Source organism: Aeromonas sp. 600948, from assembly GCF_049174875.1.
GTDB classification, from domain to species: domain Bacteria; phylum Pseudomonadota; class Gammaproteobacteria; order Enterobacterales; family Aeromonadaceae; genus Aeromonas; species Aeromonas veronii_A.
In genome coordinates this window covers 19,583-40,843 of sequence record NZ_JAAKTY010000017.1, presented here as the reverse complement: position 1 = coordinate 40,843, position 21,261 = coordinate 19,583, and the positions used below count along the sequence as shown (strand labels likewise).

The 21,261-nt window shown below is 61.0% G+C and carries 21 protein-coding genes; 9 read left to right on the top strand and 12 right to left on the bottom strand.

Annotated features, from left to right (window positions below):
* Window positions 1-401: 401 nt before the first annotated feature.
* The 9 genes from G5182_RS14530 to glyA form a co-directional block, all read right to left on the bottom strand.
* On the bottom strand, window positions 402-896 hold the full coding sequence (locus G5182_RS14530) for a phosphatidylglycerophosphatase A (protein WP_368226847.1): 495 nt from the start codon (window positions 894-896) through the stop codon (window positions 402-404).
* Entirely contained in the window at window positions 893-1,852 is a 960-nt protein-coding gene (thiL, locus tag G5182_RS14525; RefSeq protein WP_026034998.1) for a thiamine-phosphate kinase, read from the bottom strand. The genes G5182_RS14530 and thiL overlap by 4 nt, the downstream gene beginning before the upstream one ends.
* A gap of 57 nt (window positions 1,853-1,909) precedes the next feature.
* Window positions 1,910-2,323 (bottom strand): transcription antitermination factor NusB, encoded by a 414-nt coding sequence (nusB, locus tag G5182_RS14520; RefSeq protein ID WP_005343514.1) that lies wholly within the window; start codon window positions 2,321-2,323, stop codon window positions 1,910-1,912.
* Window positions 2,324-2,337: 14 nt separating this feature from the next.
* Window positions 2,338-2,808: a 6,7-dimethyl-8-ribityllumazine synthase gene (gene ribE, locus G5182_RS14515; protein ID WP_005338866.1), complete on the bottom strand. Its 471-nt coding sequence runs from the start codon at window positions 2,806-2,808 to the stop codon at window positions 2,338-2,340.
* Window positions 2,809-3,084: 276 nt separating this feature from the next.
* The gene (ribBA, locus tag G5182_RS14510; RefSeq protein WP_108613925.1) at window positions 3,085-4,194 is read right to left on the bottom strand and encodes a bifunctional 3,4-dihydroxy-2-butanone-4-phosphate synthase/GTP cyclohydrolase II; all 1,110 of its coding nucleotides are present in this window, start codon (window positions 4,192-4,194) and stop codon (window positions 3,085-3,087) included.
* A gap of 149 nt (window positions 4,195-4,343) precedes the next feature.
* Window positions 4,344-4,997: a riboflavin synthase gene (locus G5182_RS14505; protein ID WP_005349507.1), complete on the bottom strand. Its 654-nt coding sequence runs from the start codon at window positions 4,995-4,997 to the stop codon at window positions 4,344-4,346.
* 55 nt (window positions 4,998-5,052) lie between these two features.
* A complete protein-coding gene (gene ribD, locus G5182_RS14500; protein WP_421254462.1) occupies window positions 5,053-6,162 on the bottom strand; it encodes a bifunctional diaminohydroxyphosphoribosylaminopyrimidine deaminase/5-amino-6-(5-phosphoribosylamino)uracil reductase RibD in 1,110 nt (369 codons plus the stop codon).
* A gap of 301 nt (window positions 6,163-6,463) precedes the next feature.
* On the bottom strand, window positions 6,464-6,913 hold the full coding sequence (gene nrdR, locus G5182_RS14495) for a transcriptional regulator NrdR (protein ID WP_005338880.1): 450 nt from the start codon (window positions 6,911-6,913) through the stop codon (window positions 6,464-6,466).
* A gap of 150 nt (window positions 6,914-7,063) precedes the next feature.
* Window positions 7,064-8,317 carry a serine hydroxymethyltransferase gene (gene glyA, locus G5182_RS14490; protein ID WP_005338884.1) on the bottom strand — a complete coding sequence of 418 codons (1,254 nt, stop codon included), beginning with the start codon at window positions 8,315-8,317 and terminating at the stop codon, window positions 7,064-7,066.
* Window positions 8,318-8,641: 324 nt separating this feature from the next.
* Here glyA and G5182_RS14485 point away from each other — a divergent pair, with 324 nt between their 5' ends.
* Window positions 8,642-8,926, top strand: coding sequence for a hypothetical protein (locus tag G5182_RS14485; RefSeq protein ID WP_005358446.1), 285 nt, complete (start codon window positions 8,642-8,644; stop codon window positions 8,924-8,926).
* Window positions 8,927-8,977: 51 nt separating this feature from the next.
* Here the strand turns inward: G5182_RS14485 and torS are convergent, their stop codons facing one another.
* Window positions 8,978-11,803 carry a TMAO reductase system sensor histidine kinase/response regulator TorS gene (gene torS, locus G5182_RS14480; RefSeq protein ID WP_421254461.1) on the bottom strand — a complete coding sequence of 942 codons (2,826 nt, stop codon included), beginning with the start codon at window positions 11,801-11,803 and terminating at the stop codon, window positions 8,978-8,980.
* Window positions 11,804-11,873: 70 nt separating this feature from the next.
* Between torS and torT the strand changes: the two genes are divergently transcribed.
* Both torT and G5182_RS14470 read left to right on the top strand, forming a co-directional pair.
* Complete coding sequence (gene torT, locus G5182_RS14475) at window positions 11,874-12,920, top strand: TMAO reductase system periplasmic protein TorT (RefSeq protein ID WP_421254460.1); 1,047 nt, start codon at window positions 11,874-11,876, stop codon at window positions 12,918-12,920.
* A gap of 37 nt (window positions 12,921-12,957) precedes the next feature.
* Complete coding sequence (locus tag G5182_RS14470; protein ID WP_005338893.1) at window positions 12,958-13,362, top strand: GFA family protein; 405 nt, start codon at window positions 12,958-12,960, stop codon at window positions 13,360-13,362.
* 36 nt (window positions 13,363-13,398) lie between these two features.
* Here G5182_RS14470 and torR read toward each other — a convergent pair whose 3' ends face one another.
* Window positions 13,399-14,112, bottom strand: a complete 714-nt coding sequence (gene torR, locus G5182_RS14465; protein WP_042080622.1) for a two-component system response regulator TorR — start codon at window positions 14,110-14,112, stop codon at window positions 13,399-13,401.
* 145 nt (window positions 14,113-14,257) lie between these two features.
* Between torR and torC the strand changes: the two genes are divergently transcribed.
* The 6 genes from torC (at window position 14,258) to G5182_RS14435 (ending at window position 21,011) form a co-directional block, all read left to right on the top strand.
* A complete protein-coding gene (torC, locus tag G5182_RS14460; RefSeq protein ID WP_421252028.1) occupies window positions 14,258-15,424 on the top strand; it encodes a pentaheme c-type cytochrome TorC in 1,167 nt (388 codons plus the stop codon).
* Between the two features lie 27 nt (window positions 15,425-15,451).
* Window positions 15,452-17,944 (top strand): trimethylamine-N-oxide reductase TorA, encoded by a 2,493-nt coding sequence (gene torA / locus G5182_RS14455; RefSeq protein WP_421231521.1) that lies wholly within the window; start codon window positions 15,452-15,454, stop codon window positions 17,942-17,944.
* 99 nt (window positions 17,945-18,043) lie between these two features.
* Window positions 18,044-18,712, top strand: coding sequence for a molecular chaperone TorD (gene torD / locus G5182_RS14450; RefSeq protein ID WP_201905699.1), 669 nt, complete (start codon window positions 18,044-18,046; stop codon window positions 18,710-18,712).
* A gap of 7 nt (window positions 18,713-18,719) precedes the next feature.
* Window positions 18,720-19,088, top strand: coding sequence for a hypothetical protein (locus G5182_RS14445; RefSeq protein WP_227341296.1), 369 nt, complete (start codon window positions 18,720-18,722; stop codon window positions 19,086-19,088).
* 170 nt (window positions 19,089-19,258) lie between these two features.
* Window positions 19,259-20,398: a hypothetical protein gene (locus G5182_RS14440; RefSeq protein WP_421172940.1), complete on the top strand. Its 1,140-nt coding sequence runs from the start codon at window positions 19,259-19,261 to the stop codon at window positions 20,396-20,398.
* Window positions 20,388-21,011 (top strand): hypothetical protein, encoded by a 624-nt coding sequence (locus G5182_RS14435; RefSeq protein ID WP_421172939.1) that lies wholly within the window; start codon window positions 20,388-20,390, stop codon window positions 21,009-21,011. Before G5182_RS14440 ends, G5182_RS14435 begins: the two co-directional genes overlap by 11 nt.
* Here G5182_RS14435 and G5182_RS14430 read toward each other — a convergent pair.
* Window positions 21,001-21,234, bottom strand: coding sequence for a hypothetical protein (locus G5182_RS14430; protein WP_216951968.1), 234 nt, complete (start codon window positions 21,232-21,234; stop codon window positions 21,001-21,003). The genes G5182_RS14435 and G5182_RS14430 overlap by 11 nt on opposite strands.
* Window positions 21,235-21,261: the final 27 nt, after the last annotated feature.

Here is a 21,261-nt window from a genome sequence, read left to right as displayed (position 1 = left end):
TCAATCCATGAGGCAGCGAAACCAGCGATCCGGGCGGGTTTTTTGCATTTTTTTGGAATAACCCGCGAGTAACTTAGACGGTTTGACCACGGGTGTAAATGATTGAGTTATACAATTCCGCAATGTTTTGTGCAGATAACCACCAATTCGGCAGAGATAAATGATGATTTTCATCACACAAATGGCCGGCGCGTCCGTACTTCTATTGGTATCATTACTTTAATTTCAACAACAACGCAACAAGCAGCATTTATCACTATTTCCAAAACAATCACGAGCCCCGAATGAGTAGTGAATATTTATGTGAAATGGATGATAAACGGCAGCATATGCCGATGAATGAAAATTAAGCAGATATAAATCGGGGGATGCCAGAACGGTCATCCCCCGGAAGATGGCTCTCAACCGAGCCAGAATGCCAGTAATTGCATACAAAACAGAGCGAACAGGCCGGCGATCAGATCGTCCAGCATGATGCCCAGGCCACCGTGGATCCGGCGATCAAACCAGGAGATGGGCCAGGGCTTGAGCACATCAAACAACCGGAACAGCGCGAAGCCCGCCACCACCCACTCCCAACCGGCTGGCGCTGCGATCATGGTAACGCCAAAGCCGATCACCTCGTCCCAGACGATGGCGCCGTGATCCGGCACGCCGATGGCATCGGTGGCGCTCTGGCAGATACGGATCCCCACAACAAAACCCACCGCCAGCAAGGCGATAAACCAATAGGTCGGCAGCCCGCTCACCAGCAGGTAGAGCGGAATGGCCGCCAGGGTGCCCATGGTGCCCGGCGCCTTGGGGCTGAGGCCGGAACCAAACCCCACCGCCAAAAAATGAAGCGGATTTTTCAGATCCAGTCGTGTCAGCTCGGGCTTTATCCTGAACAAACTCATGCGAAGTGATCCCACCCTTTCAGTTGCAGCTCGACCGCTTGGTCGCCACGCAGGTAGTCGATGCCCGGCTCGCCCGCCACGATGCGGCCGATGCGGCTGAACTTGACCCCGCTGTGGGCCAGCGCCGTATCGAGCGCGCCGCGGTGCTCCTCGGGTACGGTAAAGCAGAGCTCGTAGTCATCGCCACCGGCCAGCGCCAGTTGCCACGCCTCCTGCTCGCTCACCGCATCCTGCAGCACCGGCGAGAGCGGCAGCAGATCGAGATCGATCTGGGCCCGTACGCCGGAGGCCTTGAGAATATGGCCGAGATCCGATGCCAGACCATCGGAGAGATCCAGCGCACTGCCCGCCAGCCCGCGCAGCGCCTGACCGGCCAGAATGCGGGGATGGGGGTGGTCGAGCCGTGGCAGCACCGCAGCCAGCTGGTTCTCGTTGAGGGTGCGTTTGCCCAGCAGGTGAGAGAGCGCCAGCGCGGCATCCCCCAGAGTGCCAGTCACATAGATGCCGTCACCGGCTTTGGCACCGCTGCGCATCAGGGCGCGCCCGGCAGGCACCGATCCCTTCACCGAGATGGTGATGGAGAGCGGCCCGCGGGTCATGTCTCCGCCCACCAGCGCCACATTGTAGTACTCGGCCAGCTCCAGAAACCCTTCGGCAAAACCGGCGACCCAGCCTTCGTTGATGGCAGGCAGGGTTAGCGCCAGCGACACCCAGCGCGGTTCGGCCCCCATGGCGGCGAGATCGGAGAGATTGACCGCCAGCGCCTTGTAGCCGAGATCGACCGGATCCATGTCGGGAAAGAAGTGTACGCCGCTCACCAGCGTGTCGGTGCTCACCGCCAGCTGGGTATCGGGGGGCAGGGTCAGCAGGGCACAGTCATCTCCAGGGCCCATCACCACGTCCTTGCGGGCGTGGGGAACCTTGAAGTACTTATCAATCAGCTCAAATTCACCCATACAGTAAAAAGCCAGCAATAAGCTGGCTCCTCTCTTAGATGCTGACGGACAGCAGGATCAACGCTTGTTCAGCGACTTGATCACCTTGTCCAGTACACCGTTGACAAACTTGTGGCTGTCATCGGCAGCAAAAGCTTTGGCCAGCTCGATCGCTTCGTTGATGACCACGCGCGGCGGTACATCATCACGACGGGTCAGCTCGTAGGTCGCCAGACGCAGGATCGCCTTGTCCACCATGTCCACTTCTTCCAGCGGACGGGAGAGGAAAGGTGCAAACACCTTGTCCAGCTCGCTGCAGTGGAGGGCTACCCCGAACAGCAGATCGCGGAAATAGTTCAGGTCTACACCCTTGGTGTCCTGATCGATCTTGAACTGCTCTTCGATGTCACCCACGTTAGCCTTGGTCATCTGCCACTGGTAGATGGCCTGGGTGGCGCAATGGCGGGCTTTACGGCGCTCAGACGGTTTCAATGTACTTCTCCTCGTTACACGTCCAGTTCTTTCAGGACGTTGATCATTTCGAGCGCTGCCAGTGCAGCCTCTGCACCCTTGTTACCCGCCTTGGTACCTGCACGCTCGATGGCTTGTTCAATGTTTTCAGTGGTCAGCACACCGAAGGCAACGGGAATTTCATATTCCATCATTACCTGGGCCATGCCCTTGCTGTTCTCGTTTGCCACCAGGTCGAAGTGATAGGTGCCGCCACGGATGACAGTACCGACCGCCACGATGGCGTCGTATTGACCACTCTTGGCCAGCTTCTTGATGACCAATGGCATTTCAACCGCGCCCGGCACTTTTACCAGTGTCAGGTTGCTGTCCTGCACTTGACCTTGACGCTTCAGTACGTCCACCGCGCCGTTCACCAGACTGTCGTTGATGAAGCTGTTGAAACGGGCAACAACAATAGCAACGCGCGCCTCAGGAGCGGCGATATTTCCTTCGATAACCTTCATTGGAAATCCTGTATCTGTGCAATCAAAAGGGCCGGAGTCAAAAGTGCGCATATTCTAGCACAACAGACCCACGACAAAAACCATGGCCGCAATAGACGGCCATGATCGCGATTTAACCAGTCCGGCGCGCTTACTCGCCGGTAAATTCCACGACTTCCAGACCGAAACCGCCCGGAAGGGGATGGTACTTCTCTGGTAGTACGTTATTCGCCGACGTACTCAACCACTTCCAAACCGAAACCACCCGGAAGGGGATGGTACTTCTCTGGTGGAGCTTTACTCGCCGACGTACTCAACCACTTCCAGACCGAAACCACCGAGGGCATGGTACTTCTTCGGCGAGCTCAGCAGGCGCATCTTGCTTACACCAAGGGCCTTGAGGATCTGGGAGCCCACGCCAACCCGGCGTGAGGTGCCCTGCCACTTGGCTCCTTCCGGTGCCAGTCCCTTGTCGGCGGCTTCAAAACCCTTGACCCGGGCCAGCAGCTCGGCGCCGTGGGATTCCGCCCCCAAAATCACCAGCACGCCGCCCTCGTCGGCGATGCGGGCCATGGATTTGGGCAGCGGCCAGCTGCGGGCGGCGTGGCGGTCGGTCAGCAGCAGATCGCTCAGCACATCGTGCAGATGGACGCGCACCAGGGTCGGCTGGTCGGCCTGCACCTCACCCTTTTTCAGGGCGAAGTGAACCTGATTGTCGATGGTGTCGCGGAAGGTGATGAGGTCGAACTCGCCAAATTCGGTGGGCAACTTGCACTCGGCCACCTTCTCGACCGTGGTCTCGTGCTGGTTGCGGTACTCGATAAGATCGGCGATGGTGCCGAGCTTGATGCCGTGCTCCTCGGCAAAGATCTCCAGGTCAGGACGGCGCGCCATGGTGCCATCTTCGTTGAGGATCTCGACGATGACGGCGGCAGGCTCGAAACCGGCCAGACGAGCCAGATCGCAACCGGCTTCGGTGTGGCCGGCGCGGGTCAGCACGCCGCCATCCTGCGCCATCAGCGGGAAGATGTGGCCTGGCTGCACCAGATCGGCCGCCTTGGCATTGGGCGCCACAGCGGCCTGCACGGTCACCGCACGATCGGCGGCGGAGATACCTGTGGTCACCCCTTCGGCCGCCTCGATGGAGACGGTGAAGGCGGTGGAGAACTGGGCATTGTTGCGATCCACCATCAGCGGCAGCGCCAATTGCTTGCAGCGATCCCGGGTCAGGGTCAGGCAGATGAGGCCACGGCCGTAGCGGGCCATGAAGTTGATATCCTCCGGACGGACGCAGGAGGCGGCCATGATGAGGTCCCCTTCGTTCTCCCTGTCTTCGTCATCCATCAGGATCACCATCTTGCCAGCCTTGATATCGGCAATGATTTCCTGGGTTGTGCTCAGCGCCATGGGCTACTCCATCAGTGTGCTTGGGGGTTGAGCCCGCAGGCTCAACGCAAATACGTGTGTATGTTGCTCTAGATTGGGGCTAGCGGCTCCATTTCAATCAGAGCGGGATCACAGAAAATCGTTTTGGTGGCCAGATTCAGCGCACACCGTCAGAGAAAACCGGCCTTGGCCAGCGTCTCCATGGTCAGGGTCGAGGCGCTGCTCTCCTGACTTTTTCCCATCATCAGCCGCTCCAGATAGCGGGCGATCTGATCCACCTCGAGGTTGACCTTGTGGCCCGGCTTCCAGCTGGCGATGGTGGTCTCCTGAGCGGTGTGGGGCACGATGGTCAGGCGGAACAGATCGCCCTGCACGGCGTTGACGGTGAGGCTGATGCCATCCACCGCAATGGAGCCCTTCTCGGCGATATAGCGGGAGAGTTCCCCCGGCGCCTTGATCCAGTACTCGATGGCGCGGCCGCTGCTGGAGACGCTTTTCACCTCCCCTACCCCGTCTACGTGGCCGGAGACCAGATGGCCGCCGAGGCGGGAGGTGGGCATCAGCGCCTTCTCGAGGTTGACCCGATCGCCCACTCTGGCGGCGGCAAAACCGGTACGGGAGAGGGTTTCCAGCGACACGTCGGCGGTATAACTCTTGTCGCCCAGCGCCACCACGGTGAGGCAGACGCCGTTGGTAGCGATGGAGTCGCCCAGTTTGACGTCGCTAAAATCCAGACCTGGTGCGTGGACGGTGAGGGCCATGTCATCGCCCTGACGGCGCAGCTCGGCCAGGGTTCCCACCGCTTCGATAATTCCGGTAAACATGCAGATCACCTTGCTGATGACGGGGGCTGCTTATGCCCCCTTGAACATTGATAAATCAGGCTATTTTGGCAGTAATGCGAATATCCTGGCCGACCATGCGCACATCCTTGATGGCGAGCTTGGGCGCCTGGAACAGCCGGGTCAGGCCCGGCAGATGGAACAGGCCGCGCCCTTCATCGCCCATCAGTTTGGGCGCCTGATAGAGCACCAGCTCATCCACCAGCCCTTTTTCCAGCAGAGCGCCGCAGAGCCGCGGGCCCGCCTCGACCAGTACCGAGTTGACGTTCTGCTTGGCCAGCAGCATGAAGAGGCTGACCAGATCCAGCTTGCCACCCAGCAGCGGCAGCTCCAGCTGCTGCACCCACTCGGGCCAATCGCCGGACGCCTTGTGGCGGGCCAGCAGCACCGGGCTCTCGCTCTGGAATAGCGGCAGATCTGGGGTAAGCCGGTTTTGCGAATCGACGATGACCCGCAGCGGCTGGCGCAGGGTCTCCTTGGGATAGCTCGCCTTCACCGAGGGGGGCAGCTCGTCCCAGCGCACGGTCAGGGAGGCACCATCGGCCAGCACGGTTTCAGCGCTGGAGAGCACCGCATCGTGACGGGCCCGCAGTCGTTGCACATCGCGGCGCGCATCCGGGGAGGAGATCCACTGGCTCTCACCGCTCGCCATGGCGGTGCGGCCATCGAGGCTGGCTCCCAACTTGACGGTCACCCGCGGGAAGGCGGTACGCATCCGCTTGAAAAAGCCCGGGTTGAGTGCTTCCGCTTCACTCGCCAGCAGGCCGAAATCTGTCTTGATGCCCGCTTCGGAGAGCATACGCAGGCCACGCCCACCCACCTGGGGATTGGGATCGACCATGGCCGCCACCACCCGGGCTACGCCAGCATTGATCAGCGCCTCGGCGCAGGGGGGAGTACGACCATGGTGGGAGCAGGGCTCGAGGGTTACATAAGCGGTGGCGCCACGGGCGTTGTCACCGGCGGCGCGCAGGGCGTAAACCTCGGCATGGGGCTCGCCCGCCTTCTGATGCCACCCTTCGCCAACCACCACACCATCTTTGACCAGCACGGCGCCGACGCAGGGGTTGGGGGCCGTGGTGTAGCGGCCGCGGCGGGCCAGTTCGAGGGCCCGACTCATCCATTGGTAATCATCTTGACTAAACATTCGGGCTCCTTTGACAACACATCTCGACTTTACGCAGTATCGTAGGTTCGATTAGCGCAGCGTAATCGGACGCGGCAACATGGGTGAGAATGGCGGTTTACTTCTCCAGCTTGGCAATCTCTTCGCCGAACTCGCGAATATCTTCGTGTCCTGAGGTAGAGAGGGGCGAAGCGGATATCCACTTGCCCATCCGATACCATCATTTCTCCAATTTGGCGATCTCTTCACCAAACTCGCGAATATCTTCGTGTCCTGAGGTAGAGAGGGGCGAAGCGGATATCCACTTGCCAATCCGATACCATCATTTCTCCAATTTGGCGATCTCTTCGCCGAACTCGCGAATATCTTCGAAGCTGCGATAGACGGAGGCAAAGCGGATATAGGCCACCTTGTCCAGACTCTTGAGCTCATCCATCACCAGATTGCCCACCAGCTCGGAGGCGACTTCGCGCTCGCCGGTGGCACGCAGGCGGGATTTGATATGGTTGACCGCCTTTTCGATGGCCTCCATGCTCACCGGGCGCTTCTCCAGCGCCCGCAGGATGCCGGCACGCAGCTTGTCTTCATTGAACGGCTCGCGGGAACCGTTGGACTTGATGACGCGGGGCATCACCAGCTCGGCCATCTCGAAGGTGGTAAAACGCTCGTGACAGAGCAGACACTCACGACGGCGGCGCACCTGATGGCCTTCTGCCACCAGACGGGAATCGATCACCTTGGTATCAACCGCACTACAGAATGGGCAATGCATCGGACCTCCGGCGTTAATGGAACAGGGACCGGCCCGGCGGGCCAGGATCTAGGTCGGCCAGTGTAGCACGGCCATCCAAAACCGGTAAAAGCCAGAAAAAACAATGCCACCCGCAGGTGGCATTGGTCTCAAACCGGATGGTCTGACTTATCAGCCATAAACCGGGAAGCGGCGGCAGATATCCAGCACCTTCTCGCGTACGGTGGCCAGCACAGCATCGTTGTCGTGGTTGTCCAGTACGTCGCAGATCCAGTGGGTCAGCTCGATGGACTCGGCTTCCTTGAAACCGCGGCGGGTGATGGCCGGGGTACCGATCCGCACACCGGAGGTGACGAACGGGGAGCGCGGGTCGTTGGGCACGGAGTTCTTGTTGACGGTGATGTTGGCTTTGCCCAGCGCAGCGTCAGCATCCTTACCGGTCAGCTCGCGGCCGATCAGGTCAACCAGCATCAGATGGTTGTCGGTACCGCCGGAGACGATCTTGTAACCGCGCTCGATAAAGGTGGCAGCCATCGCCTTGGCGTTTTTCACGACCTGAGCCTGATAGGTCTTGAACTCCGGCTCCAGCGCCTCTTTGAAGGCAACGGCTTTACCGGCGATGACGTGCATCAGCGGGCCACCCTGACCACCCGGGAAGACGGCGGAATTAAGCTTCTTGTAGAGCTCCTCGTCGTCAGCAGCGGAGAGGATCAGACCACCGCGCGGACCGGCCAGGGTCTTGTGAGTGGTGGAGGTGACCACGTGAGCGTGGGGAACCGGGTTCGGGTAGACGCCAGCGGCAATCAGACCAGCCACGTGGGCCATGTCGACGAACAGGTAGGCACCGACCTTGTCAGCGATTTCGCGCATGCGGGCCCAGTCAACGATACCGGAGTAGGCGGAGAAGCCACCGATCATCATCTTCGGCTTGTGCTCGACAGCCTGACGTTCCATGTCGTCGTAGTCGATCTTGCCGGACTCATCGATACCGTAAGGCACGATGTTGTAAAGCTTGCCGGAGAAGTTGACCGGAGAGCCGTGGGTCAGGTGACCGCCGTGTGCCAGGTTCATGCCCAGTACGGTGTCGCCCGGCTGCAGCAGAGCCATGTAAACAGCGCTGTTGGCCTGGGAGCCGGAGTGCGGCTGCACGTTGGCGTAGGTGGCACCGAACAGCTCTTTGGCGCGCTCGATAGCCAGGGTTTCGACCACATCCACATACTCGCAACCACCGTAGTAACGCTTGGAGGGGTAACCTTCGGCGTACTTGTTGGTCAGCTGGGAGCCCTGGGCTTCCATGACACGGGGGCTGGTGTAGTTCTCAGACGCAATCAGCTCGATATGCTCTTCCTGACGACGGGTTTCGTCTGTGATGGCCTGCCACAATTGCGGATCATAATTGGCGATGGTCATGTCACGTTTCAACATCCGTTTCTCTCCTGAAAATCGTTTGCGCGTTAGGTGAAGTGGGCGCGGGCATTGTAACGTGAGCTGGATCAAAGAGACAGTCCAACCACCTAAAAAAATGTTGAATTTATGTTGTAAAAAGCAAGATTCCCTCCCCGTTCAATACCCTGGCCGCTCCGCCAAACGGCACATTTTTCATCTCGCTGCGGGCGGGCAAAACCCGAAGGGGATCACAACGCCCTCTTTATCCATCCTGTAACATATTCATTCGAAACAAATTTAATGATGATGGAGCTGATTGCAGCCATGCATCCGAGGGGCTGCACCTAACCGGAGGAGTTCAAGATGGACCATCTGCTGACATTCGTGATCCTGGCTGTCTTTTTTCTGTTCTACTGGGTCTACTACACCAGCCAACGCAAGCATGTCCCCACCACCTCGTGGGATCAACTCCCCACCAAAGCCGACTATCTGGCGGCCCACCCTGAATCAGTCGATGGCGACATCATCTTCTGTTATCACTGCGGCCACCACGAGTTGCTGGAGGTGGGCATGGTGCACCTGACCGATTTTCGCCGGGAATGGGTCTGTGCCAAGTGCAAGCAGGTGCTGTTTCGCGAGATCGAATAACGGCGCAGGGGCTGGCCACCCTCCCTAAACGCCTTACATCGCCAGCAGGGATCAGAACGGCGCATCCCTGTTGGCCGCCAGCCACTGCTGCAACCCGCTCACCGCCGCGTCAAATTGCGCCCCGATTGCCGCAGGCTCCCCGCCTCCCGCCTCAAGAGCCGCACAGTGGCTGGCAAATTCGGTCAACCCCAGCGCCAGCGCACTCCCCTTGAGCTTGTGCGCCAGCTGACGTTGCTCACTTCCCTCCCCCTGAGCCAACTTATCCAGCAACACCCGCCCTTGCGACTCAAACAGCGCGACCAGCTGGCGGATCCGCGCCATGCCGAGCAGGGGCAGATCGGCATCCAGCACCGGATTGGCCCACTCGGGGTGGTTAGTTGGGGGCACGGCTACTGATAACTGCACCTGCGGCTCGATAGAGGCCCCTTCTTGCCGAAATAGTTGATCTATGGCGTTCGCCAGCACCGCCAGCCGTACCGGCTTGCCGACAAAATCGACAAACCCGGCGGCAAGGCAGTGGCGGATATCCTCCGGATACATCTGGGCCGAGATGGCGATGGCTGGCAGCGGCCGCTCATGCATCTCCTCACTGATGGCGGCCAGATCCTCGCGCAGGGTCATGCCGTCCATATCGGGCAGATTGATATCGAGCAGCGCCAACTCGAAGGGGCGCTCGGTCACCAGCGCCAGCGCGCTGCGGCCATCCTCCGCCAGGGTGACGCGATGGCCGAGGCGGGTCAGCATGCCGTGCGCCACCAACCGGTTGATCTCGTTATCCTCCACCAGCAGGATGTCGCGGGACTGGCCAAGGTGCAGCGGTTGCGCCTCGGCAGGCAGCTGGGCGCTCGAACGCTGCAACGGCAAACTGAAGCTGAATTCACACCCCTTGCCCGGTTCGCTGGCAAGGATAAGCTCGCCCCCCATGGCGGCCACTAGCTTGCGACTGATCGCCAACCCCAGCCCGGTGCCGCCCTGATGGCCTATATCGCGCTTGCGCTGGCGAAACGCCTCGAACACCGCCGCCTGCTCATCGGCCGGAATGCCGGGGCCGGTATCGCGCACCACAAACCGGATGCAGGGCTCGGCGCAAGGGCCTTGGCAGGCAAGAGGCGCCACCGTCAGGGTAATCTGGCCACGGGCGGTAAACTTGACCGCATTGCCGAGCAAGTTGCCGAGCACCTGGCGCAGCTTGCCCAGATCCCCCTCGACCACAGGCGCCAGCCCGGGCGCATATTCCAGCGCCAGAGTGACCCCCTTGGCCGCAGCCTTTGGCCGGAACAACGCGCTGAGCTCATCCACCAGCTGGAACAGGGGGAAGGGTTCGCGGCGCGCCTCCACATGGCCCGCCTCTATCTTGGAGTAGTCGAGAATGTCGTTGAGGATCTCCAGCAGGGATTCGCCGCTGTGCTCGATGGCGGCCAGATAGCGCTGCTGGGTCTCGCTGAGATGGGTATCTTCCAGCAGCGTCAGGCCCCCGAGAATGCCGTTCATGGGGGTGCGGATCTCGTGGCTCATGGTGGCGAGAAACACCGACTTGGCGCGGTTGGCCTGTTCTGCCTCGGCGCGGGCCTGCCGCTGCTTCTCCACCTCCTCATTGAGCCGCTCGTTGGCGTGGCTGAGCTGGCCGGTGCGCTCCTCGACCCGCGACTCCAGCTCTCGCTGATAGCGGCCCAGCTCCACCGCATTGTCACGAAACACCTGCAGGGCCCGCCCCAACTCCGCCAGCTCATCGCGCCCGGTGCTGGCGATCGGCTCAAGGGGAGCCAGATCTCCGCGTGCCAACCGGCTCATCCCCGCCACCGCCCGTTGCAGCGGCCAGACGATCCGGCCATAGACCATGCGCCACATCAGCAGCATCAGTAATAGCAGGGTGAGCAGGCCAATGGCCATCAGCGCCTGCTCCAGCAGCCTGAGGCGCTGGCTTAGCGCCTGCTGGCTCTGCCCCAGCGAATCGCGGGCACGGCTGACCAGCTCACCGACCTGCTGGTTGAGACTGCTCATCAGGGCTTCGTTGGCATTGGCCAGCACCCGCAGCGCCTCCCCCTTGCCGAGCCAGTCGCTGCGCAGTTGCACCAGCTTGTCGCTCTGCGCCAGCACGGTCAGCGCCTGCTCCACCGCCTGACGACGTGCCGGATCGGTCACAGCCCCGGCCCGCAGTTGCAAGATGGCCAGCTCCCGCAGCCCCTCTTGCAACAGCGTTTGCAACTGTTCCTGCCGTTCGCTGCGCCACATCTCTTCGATGCGCTGCTGCTGCATCAGGGTACGATGGCGCAGCTCGGTCATCTGCTCCAGCCAGTCGAGATCCTGCTCCAGCAGGCGGTCCAGCGTCCGGGTCGCCTGCGTACCTTGCTGTTGGTAGAGGGAACCCAATCCCGCCACCATCACGGTTTCGGCGTTCTCCATCTGGCTGCGCGCCAGCTCGGCGATCTGTCCGGCCGCCGCCACCAGACGGGCACGCTGCGCCTCACCCTGCGTCATCAGGGTCAACCGTTCCCCCACTAGCCAGCCCTGCTGACCCAGATTGCCGATGATGCTCTGACTGAGCTGATCGAGGCTTGTTGAACCCTGTCCACGGCCGAGTTGCTCCAGCACCTGTTGCAGCTGTTGTCCCTGCAGAGTGAGCAAGCGCCCCTGATGCTCCCGCTCCTGCTCGCTGGTTGCGGTGGCCAGCAGCCGTGACGCGCTCTGGATCTCGCCGCTGAGGCGAGAGAGCGTGCGGGCCAGCTCCTGATCGGCCAGAGTCTGCTGCACCCCTTGCTCCAACTGGCGCAGATGGCTAAGCCCCACCCAGCCCAGCAGTGAGGCACTCAGGGTCAGCAACGCCATCAGGGAGAAGGCCAGCATCAACTTGCCACCCAGGCCGGAAAAGATTCTCACGGGAAGTCCCTTGGTTGTGGTCGGCTTTGACCGGATAATATGGCCCAACACTTTAACAAAACCCCTGACCATGCGAAGCGTCTATCTCTCCCCGTTGTTGCTGATCTGGTTGCTAATGCTTCCCCGCGCCGCCCTCGCATTTGCGGTCGATATCTGGCCCGGCGGCGAATTCAGCGGCCAGCCGCTGCGCCAGCAGTGGCCGGAACCCGCTGCGGCAACCAAGCCGCTGACCCTCTGTGCCCTCTACCCCCATCTGCGCGACGCCTACTGGCTTTCGGTCAATCAGGGCATGGTGGACGAAGCGAAGCGGCTGGGAGTCAAGTTGCAGATCCACGAAGCAGGGGGTTACGGCGCCCTCGCCGAGCAGCGCCAGCAGTTGCAGCGCTGCGTGCAGGAAGGGAGCGACGCCATCTTGCTCGGCGCGGTGAGCTATCAGGGCTTGCGCGAGGCCATCAAGGCCACGCCGCTGCCGCTCTTTGGGTTGGTCAACGATCTACCCAGCGGTCTGGTGCAGGCGAAGGTGGGGGTCTCCTGGTACCAGATGGGCTGGCAGATTGGCCACTGGCTGGCGCAGCGTCACCCCGCCGGCAGCAAGCCGGTCTCGGTCGCCCTCTTCCCCGGCCCGCAGTCAAGCGGCGGCAACAACTTCGTCGAGCCGGGCTTTGCCGATGCCATCAAGGGGAGCGCCATCAAGCTGGTCACCACCGAGCGCGGCGACAACAGCCGGGAAATCCAGCGCACGCTGGTGCAGCAGACGCTAGCCCGCTATCCCGACCTCGACTATCTGGTGGGGGGCGCCATCGCCACCGAAGTGGCGGTCAACGAGCTTGCGCAGCGCCATCTCGACAGGCCCCAGGTGCTGAGCACCTACTTCAGCCACGGGGTACAGCGGGGCCTGCGCCGGGGCAAGATCCTCGCCGCCAACAGCGATCAGATGCGGCTGCAGGGGCGCCTTGCGGTCGCTCAGGCGGTCTGCCTGCTGCAACACCCTGATGCCAAGGCCGAGCAGTGCCCGCGGGTGATGGGGCCACCCATTCTGACGCTGTCTGCGCCGCTGGCCGACCCCGCCGATTCCCTCTCGGATGGCGCTTTTCGTCCCGTCTATCGGGTCGAATAGCCGTTCCAAATCCGATCAGCACACTCAAGGAGAAGAGATGAAAGAGTTACATGCCAGCTGCCTGTGCGGCGCCGTCGCCCTGACCCTGCCGGATCAGTTCGACTACATGGGTAACTGCCACTGCAGCGAATGCCGCAAGTTTTCAGGGGGAGATTACGCCTCGGTCGGCGGACTGGATGGCAACAAGGTCACCATAGTGAAGGGGGAAGAGGCCATCGGCCGCTACCGGAAATCGGCAGAGACCACCCTGGCATTCTGTCGTCACTGCGGCTCCAGCCTGTTCAGCCAGAAGAGCAGCAGCGGCAAGATCAATCTGCGGTTGGGGGTACTGGACGATGTGCCGAGCCAGCGACCCGCATTTCACATCTTCGTCGGCTCCAAGGCGCCCTGGCACCAGATTGGCGACGACTGCCCGCAATTTGATACCCGCCCGCCGGTCTGATACCCGGTCAAACAGGCCAGGGCCACCGCAACGGAGTCAGGAGGCTATCTCGCCGGCAAACAGATAGCCTTCACCATGGACGGTGACAAACAGCTGGGGATCCCGCGGATCCGCTTCCATCTTGCCGCGCAGCCGCCGGATCAACACATCTATGGTGCGATCGCTCGGGCCATCGCCGCGATGGCTGATAAGGGTCAGGATCCGCTCCCGACTGAGCACCCGCCCGGCATGGGCGACAAAGGCCACCAGCACTTCATATTCGGCCTTGGTCAGGCGCACCGGCACTCCGTCCTTGCTGAGCTGGCGACGGGGGATGTCAAAACGCCAGGGGCCAAAGCGCACCGCATCGTCAGCCACCGCAGGCTCGCTCGGCGCGGCGGCCGCCAGCGAGATCCGCCACAGCAGATTCTTGACCCGCACCAGCAGTTCCCTGAGCTCGAACGGCTTGGTGACATAGTCGTCGGCCCCCATCTCGAGGCCGACAATCCGGTCCACCGCATCGCTGCGGCCGGTGACCAGAATGATCCCCACCGTGCTGCGCGCCCGCAGTTCACGGGTCAGCAGCAGACCATCTTCCCCCGGCAGGTTGATATCCAGCATCACCAGATCGACTGTTTGTTCCGCCAGCACGGCGCGCATCTCCTGGCCGTTTTCGACCGCCGTCACCCGATAGCCCTCCCGCTCGAAATAGCCGGTCAGCTTCTCGCGGGTAACCGCATCATCTTCAACAACCAGAATGTGGTAGCTCATGGGCAGGGTTCACGATGGTCGACAAGGGAGGATTATTCTATTCACATTTTGTCATAAATACCCCTATTTCATTAATTTGTGGCGGCAGCCCTGTTCACAACGCATCCCTATCATGGCTCCCATCAAAAAAGTGATGTGAGAGAGCATGATGAAAAAACTGTGGCACTTCCTGCGCACCCCCAGCCGTCGCTGGTCGGTACTGGCGCTGCTTCTGGTGGGCGTCGGCGTCACCCTCGCGGGCACCGTCGGCCTGCACTACGGCTTTGAGAAAACCAGCAGCCTCGAATTCTGTATCTCCTGCCACTCCATGAAAGACACCGTCTATCCGGAGTACAAGGAGTCCATCCACTTCAAGAATGCCTCCGGGGTACAGGCGGTCTGTACCGACTGTCACCAGCCGAAGGACTTTGTCGGCAAGGTGGCCCGCAAGATGGAGGCGGCCAACGACCTCTATCAGGAGTACATAGGCCACAGCATCGACACCCAGGAGAAGTTCGAGGACCGGCGCCTGCATCTGGCCGAGAAGGTGTGGGCACGGATGAGCAGCCAGAACTCCAAGACCTGCAAGTCCTGCCACAGCTACGACAACATGGATCACGCCAAGCAGTCCCCGGCGGCAGCGCAGGCGATGAAAGATGCGGCGGCGAAGAACATGAACTGCATCGAGTGCCACAAGGGCATCGCCCACGAACTGCCCAACATGGCGGGGGGCTTCCGGGCCACTTACGCCACCCTGGTCAACGACGCGCAAGAGGCGCCAGCCGCCGAGACCCTCTACAACCTGGGTGAAAAAGATCTCTACGCCAGCGAACAGAGCACCGACCCGGTCGGCAAACTGCTGCCTGCCTCCCGCATCGATGTCGTAGACCGCAGCGGCGATCGCCTCAAGGTGACCATCGAAGGGTGGCGCGAGAGCGACGGCAAGGGCCGGGTGCTGAGCGAATACATGGGCAAGCGGGTCTTCGTCGCCACCATCCGTGACGAACTGAAAGCGAGCGAGAAAGTGCTCAAACAGGAGACCGACAGCGCCACTCATATCAAGTGGGAGCAGGTTCAGGTGCAGGCCTGGGTCGATGGCAAGGGCTTTGAGTCCTCGCTCAAGCCGATCTGGGATTACGCCGGCGAGATGTACAAATCCACCTGCAACTCCTGCCACGGCGCGCCGGATCCCGCTCACTTCACTGCCAACGGCTGGATCTCGGGGCTCAAGGCGATGTCTGCCTACTATCGCCTGAGCAAGGAAGAGGAGCGCACCCTGCTCAAATACCTGCAAAACCATGCCGCCGATACCGGTGGTCAGGGCAGCCACTAAGTCCGGATTCGAAAGAGGAATAACAAGATGATCAATATTTCCCGTCGTGGTTTTCTGGGTGGCTTGCTGGCCAGCGGTGCCTCTGCCCTGATCGGCCCCTCCCTGCTCGGTCGCGCCGTGATGGCCGCCGAGTCTGGCGACAAGCTGGTGCAGTCCGGCTCCCACTGGGGCGCCTTCCGTGCCCGGGTGGTCGATGGGCGCTGGGTCGAGACCCAGCCGTTCGAGCATGACAAGCACCCCACCGACATGCTCAAGGCCTTGAGTGAGGTGGTCTACAACCCCTCCCGCATCCGCTACCCCATGGTGCGGCTGGACTGGCTGCGCAAGGGGCACCAGTCCGACACCAGCGAACGTGGCCAGAACCGCTTCGTGCGGGTGACCTGGTCCCAGGCGCTGGACTTCTTCTATCACGAGCTGGAGCGGGTGCAGAAGATCTATGGCCCGAGCGCCCTCTATGCCGGCCACTCCGGCTGGCAGTCGGTGGGCAAGCTGCACTCCGCTGGTGCCATGCTGGGGCGCGCCATGAACCTGCACGGCACCTATCTGGCCAAGGCTGGTGACTACTCCACCGGTGCCGCCCAGGTGATCCTGCCCCACGTGGCGGGCGCCATGGAGGTATACGAGCAGCAGACCTCCTGGCCGCTGGTGCTGGAACACAGCAAGACCATCGTTATCTGGGGCTCCGATCCCATCAAGAACCTGCAGGTGGGCTGGCTGGTGCCGGATCACAGCGTCTACGACTACTGGGCGCAGTTGAAAGAGAAGGTGGCCAAAGGCGAGATCCGGGTGATCAGTGTCGATCCGGTCAAATCCAAGACCCAGAAGTACCTCAATTGCGATCAGGTGACCCTGAATCCGCAGACCGACGTACCGCTGATGCTGGGCATCGCCCACACCCTCTACAGCGAGAAGCGCCACGACGAGGCGTTCCTGAAGAACTACACCACCGGCTTTGACAAGTTCCTGCCCTACCTGCTGGGCACCAGCGATGGTCAGGTGAAGGATGCCGAGTGGGCCGCCGCCATCTGTGGCGTACCAGCCGAGACCATCCGCGAGCTGGCCCGCGCCATGAGCAGTGGTCGTACCCAGCTTATCGGCGGCTGGTGTGTGCAACGCATGCACCACGGCGAGCAGTACGCCTGGATGCTGGTGGTACTGGCCTCGATGATTGGCCAGATCGGCCTGCCGGGGGGCGGTTACGGCTTTGGCTGGCACTACAACGGAGCGGGCACCATCACCTCCAGCGGCCCCATCATGTCCGGTTTCAGCTCGGTAATTCCCGGGGTCAAGCCGCTCCATGACGGCGACTGGAAGGGCTACTCCAAGTACATTCCGGTAGCCCGTTTCGTCGACTGCATCCTCAATCCGGGCAAGCAGATCGCCTTCAACGGCCAGACCATCACCTACCCCCACATGAAGATGGCGGTGTTCTGCGGCAACAACCCGTTCCACCACCAGCAGGATCGCAACAAGATGGTCGCGGCCTGGCGCAAGCTGGAAACCGTGGTCAGCATCGATCACCAGTGGACCGCCAGCTGCCGCTTCGCCGATATCGTGCTGCCCGCCACCACCACCTATGAGCGCGATGACATCGAGCAGTGGGGCTCCCACTCCAACGCGGGCATTCTGGCCATGTACAAGGTGGTAGAGCCGCTGTTCGAGGCGCGCGATGACTACGACATCTTCGCCGATCTCTGCCGTCGCTTCGGTCGCGAGGCCGAGTTCACCGGCGGCAAGAGCAAGCTGGAGTGGATCCAGAGCATCTATGACGACGCCCGCCTGCAGGGCCGCGGCATCGGCATTCGTCTGCCCCGTTTCAGCCAGTTCTGGCACGGCGAGGGCTTCGTCACCTTCCCGGCGGGCCAGCCCTGGGTGCGCCACGAGTCGTTCCGTCAGGAGCCGGATCTGGAACCCCTCGGTACCCCGTCTGGCCTTATCGAGATCTACTCCAAGACCATCGCCGACTACGGCTATGGGGATTGCCCGGGCCATCCGGTCTGGATCGAGCCCTACGAGCGCTCCCACGGCGGACCGGGCAGCAAACAGTACCCGCTGCACCTGCAATCCTGCCACCCGGACAAGCGGCTGCACAGCCAGCTCTGCTCGTCCGACAACTACCGAGCCACCTACACGGTGCAGGGTCGCGAACCTGTCTATATGAATCCGCAGGATGCCAAATCCCGCGGCCTCAAGGACGGCGATCTGGTGCGGGTGTTCAACGGTCGCGGTCAGGTATTGGCTGGTCTGGTGGTGAGCGATGATTACGCCCCTGGCGTAGTCCGGATACAGGAAGGTGCCTGGTATGGCCCGCAAGAGGGCGGCAAGGTGGGTACGCTCTGTACCTACGGCGATCCCAACGTGCTGACCGCCGACATCGGCTCCTCCAGCCTGGCGCAGGCCACCACGGCCCATACCGCGCTGGTGGAGATCGAGAAGTTCCGCGGGCAGGCACCTGCCGTCACTGCCTTCGGCGCTCCGGAATCGGCCAAGGGCATCGACCCCATGTTCCCGGCACTCTGACCCCGGGGGGACGAAAGCGCCCCCTTGAGTTTCCTTTATTTTTAAAGTCGTTAGAATCGGGAGCCATCAAGGCTCCCGATTGCCATCCACGGAGGAAAAATGCAGGAATTTATGGCTACCAGCGAACGCCGGGCCGAACTCTACTGGTGGTTCTCCACCCTGTTCGCCGCCGAACTCAGTGATGAGCAGATCGCCGAATATGACACCTATGACGTGCGAAGCTTCCTGAAAAGCCTCTCCACCCTGGATCCGATGCGCGAAGCCGTGGCCGAGCTCAACGATGCCATCGCCCGCCTGCTGGTGCGCCCGGATCGCCAGCTGGAACTGGCCGCCGACTTCGCCGGCCTGTTTCTAGTGGATCCCAAACAGGGCGCCCTGCCCTACGAATCGCTCTACCGCGGCGAGGCCAAGCTGCTGATGCAGGCCCCGATGGCCGAGATGCAGGCCCGCCTCGATCGCCTCGGTATCAATGTCAGCGATAAATACAAAGAGCCTGCCGACCATCTGGCAATCGAGCTGGATCTGATGGGCAATCTCATCATCCGTGGGGCGGAAGCCAAGAGCGCGGCCGAGCGGGAACGCTGGCTCGACGAGCAGGAAGCGCTGCTGCACGGTCATCTGCTGGGCTGGTTTGACAAGTTCGAAAGCGCCTGTCGCGCCGCCGACCGGTTTGGCTTCTACGGCGCCAGTGCCCGTCTGCTGGGGGTCTTCCTCAAGATGGATGCCAACTACCTCTCTCTGGTCAAACCGGCACCGTCCGCCGACTGAGGCCGCGATGAAGACAGCCCTGCTTCTGATTGCATGCTGGCTGCTGGCCCTGATCCCGCTGGATCAGGGCATTACTCCGCTGATCGCGCTGCTGTTCAACCCGGATCGCGAGCTCTACGGCACCGCTCAGCTCACCGGCTTTGCTGGCATCCTGCTCACCCTCTACCTTGCCAATCTCGGCGTCGAGGTGGTGTTGCGCCGCCGCTTCCAGATTGCCGGCATGCTGGCGCTGCTGGCCGCCTGGATCGACTTCATCAACAGCAGCGGCAGCGAGTCGCACTTCCTGCTGCTCTACCTACTCGCCCTCCCGTTCCACCTGCTCGGCTGGCTGGTATTTGTGCGCGGTATTCAGGCATTTGGCCGAGAGAAAGGCTAAAAAATAGCCAACAATATTGCAAATCATGACAGCCAGGTCAGGCACTTCCCAGTCATTACAAGCACATCGGTACAGCTCCCCGTAATATTTGCTTACATTCAGCTCCCGTTCAGTTTTACAAAAGCCGATATAGTGCCGCTCCTTTCGCCACACTACACAGGAGCAATCATATGCCTCCACAGGATGCGCGCATCACAGGCCTCGATCTGTTGCGCGGGCTTGTCATCTTCATGGCCGTCTTCGAGCACTACACCGGTTACCTCAACTACTGGTACATCGATTTCTTCAATCGGGAACATGCCTTGTGGGACAGCTTCTATGTATCACACAAGGCAATGGCGGGACACCTGCTCCCCATGGATCAGCTGACAGCACACGCATCAGCCTGGTTAATCCCCTGGGTCAGCCAGATCTACCTGGCCTTGGCCGCATTCAACCTGAGCCGCCGCGATCAGGCCAGCTTCAAGCCGCAGCTGGGCAGCAAGCTGGCCCTGTTTGCCAGCATCATACTGATGCTCTATGTCGAAGGGTTGGTCATCGCCCCCAACTTCGGCGAGGCCATCTCGTTCTACCCGGTCATGCTCTGGATGTGCCTGCTGGCGCTCTTCTCCATGGTGTATGCCAGGTTCGGCATCCGCGGCATGCTCCTGCTGACCCTTCTAAGCCTGCTACTGGATCAACTCGGCGTACAGGATCTGCTCGGCCATATCGACAGCTGGATGAAGCTGCACGTTCACCCCGACTATGAGCTGGATGCCCGTCTCGACCTCTTCATGGCCAGTGGCTGTTTCGGCTTTCTCTATGGCTGGTGCTGGCATCAGCGCCCACAATGGCGAGATCGCCTCAACCGTCTGGTACTGACGCTGTCGCTGGTGGCGCTGGCCATCTATCTCATGTTCGGCGAGACAAGCACGGTCGAGCTCAACGACATCTACGCCAACGAACACGAACTGGCGCTGGACATGATCGGCCGAGCCGGGATCTGGGGTATGGAGTTTCTGGTGATCGGTACCGTGCTCTGGCTACACCAACACAATATCCGTCTCTGCTGGCGACCACTCAACTGGATCGGCATGTACTCGCTGACCGTCTTCATCTTCCACAAGAGCATCTTCGTGCACCTGTGGGGCCCCTTGCTACTGTGGTGGACCGCCCGTCAGGGCACCATACTGCCCAACAGTTTTGGCCTTATCATGTTGCTCTGCACCGCCAGCATACTGCTTATTTATGCTTTCCAGCGCTCCGGCATCATCTGTCATCTGATGGGAATGCATCAGGATCGGGACTGGGCGCGGCTATATGGCAAATAAGTATTGGCTGTCGCTGCTAATACTGGTGACGCTACCATTGCAAGCAAAGGAGTTGTTACTGGGCAGCAGCTGGCAACTGGATAGTAACCAGGCCAGTAGTAACGCAACCCAGCACAGCCAACTCTGGTGGGGTTATGAACGGGAGACCCAGGTTGGGCTCCTTTTCACTAACGGAAGCAGTGCCGGGCTGGCACTACCTCTCTATGAAAAGAGTTTTATCGCCTTGGGAGTTGGATCCATGCCAGTGGTTGATAGTACCCGTTTCAGTGCTATGTGGCGCCTGGGATGGCAGCTGGATGATGACCATCAATTGACGTTGTCCCAGCTCGTCGACCTCACTGGCCGTTATGGCCAGCTCTGGTACATGGAGCACAGCCTGCCGCTGCCGGCCGGGCTCTCCCTCAACCTCTGGCTGACCCGGGGCAGTCAGGCCCACATGGCTGCTTATGATGCTCATGAAGGTTGGCGAGACTGGGGGCTAACCCTGGAGCACAGCTGGGCTTGGCAAAAGTGGCAACTCGACGCAGAAGCGGGTGCCAAGCAGTGGCTCATCCAGGGTTGCGATTGGCAACCAGTCGTGAACCTGACCCTGAGCTATCGCTTCAGCTGGTAACACTCACACCACAGGCAACTTCCACGTTTACCAGCGCCCACCTATCTTGGGTCCAGCCAAATGAAAACGCACAGACAGTCAAACCCATCGCATCATTAGGCTCTACAATGCAACTGCTTCCTGCAATCAGGGGGATATCCTGTTGCTGCGCACTCCAGGTTTCCTGACCAAATGGCAACATGCCAACCATGTTGCCAAATTCCATTACAACAGAGTCAATCATCGTCAGCCCTCTTTGCCAGCAAGCCGC

Excerpts from the sequence above, each read along its gene's own strand:
- G5182_RS14530 (WP_368226847.1), bottom strand. The coding sequence starts at position 896 with ATGAGTTTGTTCAGGATAAAGCCCGAGCTGACACGACTGGATCTGAAA.
- thiL (WP_026034998.1), bottom strand. The coding sequence starts at position 1,852 with ATGGGTGAATTTGAGCTGATTGATAAGTACTTCAAGGTTCCCCACGCC.
- ribE (WP_005338866.1), bottom strand. The coding sequence starts at position 2,808 with ATGAAGGTTATCGAAGGAAATATCGCCGCTCCTGAGGCGCGCGTTGCT.
- ribBA (WP_108613925.1), bottom strand. The coding sequence starts at position 4,194 with ATGGCGCTGAGCACAACCCAGGAAATCATTGCCGATATCAAGGCTGGC.
- G5182_RS14505 (WP_005349507.1), bottom strand. The coding sequence starts at position 4,997 with ATGTTTACCGGAATTATCGAAGCGGTGGGAACCCTGGCCGAGCTGCGC.
- ribD (WP_421254462.1), bottom strand. The coding sequence starts at position 6,162 with ATGTTTAGTCAAGATGATTACCAATGGATGAGTCGGGCCCTCGAACTG.
- nrdR (WP_005338880.1), bottom strand. The coding sequence starts at position 6,913 with ATGCATTGCCCATTCTGTAGTGCGGTTGATACCAAGGTGATCGATTCC.
- glyA (WP_005338884.1), bottom strand. The coding sequence starts at position 8,317 with ATGTTGAAACGTGACATGACCATCGCCAATTATGATCCGCAATTGTGG.
- G5182_RS14485 (WP_005358446.1), top strand. The coding sequence starts at position 8,642 with ATGGACCATCTGCTGACATTCGTGATCCTGGCTGTCTTTTTTCTGTTC.
- torT (WP_421254460.1), top strand. The coding sequence starts at position 11,874 with ATGCGAAGCGTCTATCTCTCCCCGTTGTTGCTGATCTGGTTGCTAATG.
- G5182_RS14470 (WP_005338893.1), top strand. The coding sequence starts at position 12,958 with ATGAAAGAGTTACATGCCAGCTGCCTGTGCGGCGCCGTCGCCCTGACC.
- torR (WP_042080622.1), bottom strand. The coding sequence starts at position 14,112 with ATGAGCTACCACATTCTGGTTGTTGAAGATGATGCGGTTACCCGCGAG.
- torC (WP_421252028.1), top strand. The coding sequence starts at position 14,258 with ATGATGAAAAAACTGTGGCACTTCCTGCGCACCCCCAGCCGTCGCTGG.
- torA (WP_421231521.1), top strand. The coding sequence starts at position 15,452 with ATGATCAATATTTCCCGTCGTGGTTTTCTGGGTGGCTTGCTGGCCAGC.
- torD (WP_201905699.1), top strand. The coding sequence starts at position 18,044 with ATGCAGGAATTTATGGCTACCAGCGAACGCCGGGCCGAACTCTACTGG.
- G5182_RS14445 (WP_227341296.1), top strand. The coding sequence starts at position 18,720 with ATGAAGACAGCCCTGCTTCTGATTGCATGCTGGCTGCTGGCCCTGATC.
- G5182_RS14440 (WP_421172940.1), top strand. The coding sequence starts at position 19,259 with ATGCCTCCACAGGATGCGCGCATCACAGGCCTCGATCTGTTGCGCGGG.
- G5182_RS14435 (WP_421172939.1), top strand. The coding sequence starts at position 20,388 with ATGGCAAATAAGTATTGGCTGTCGCTGCTAATACTGGTGACGCTACCA.
- G5182_RS14430 (WP_216951968.1), bottom strand. The coding sequence starts at position 21,234 with ATGATTGACTCTGTTGTAATGGAATTTGGCAACATGGTTGGCATGTTG.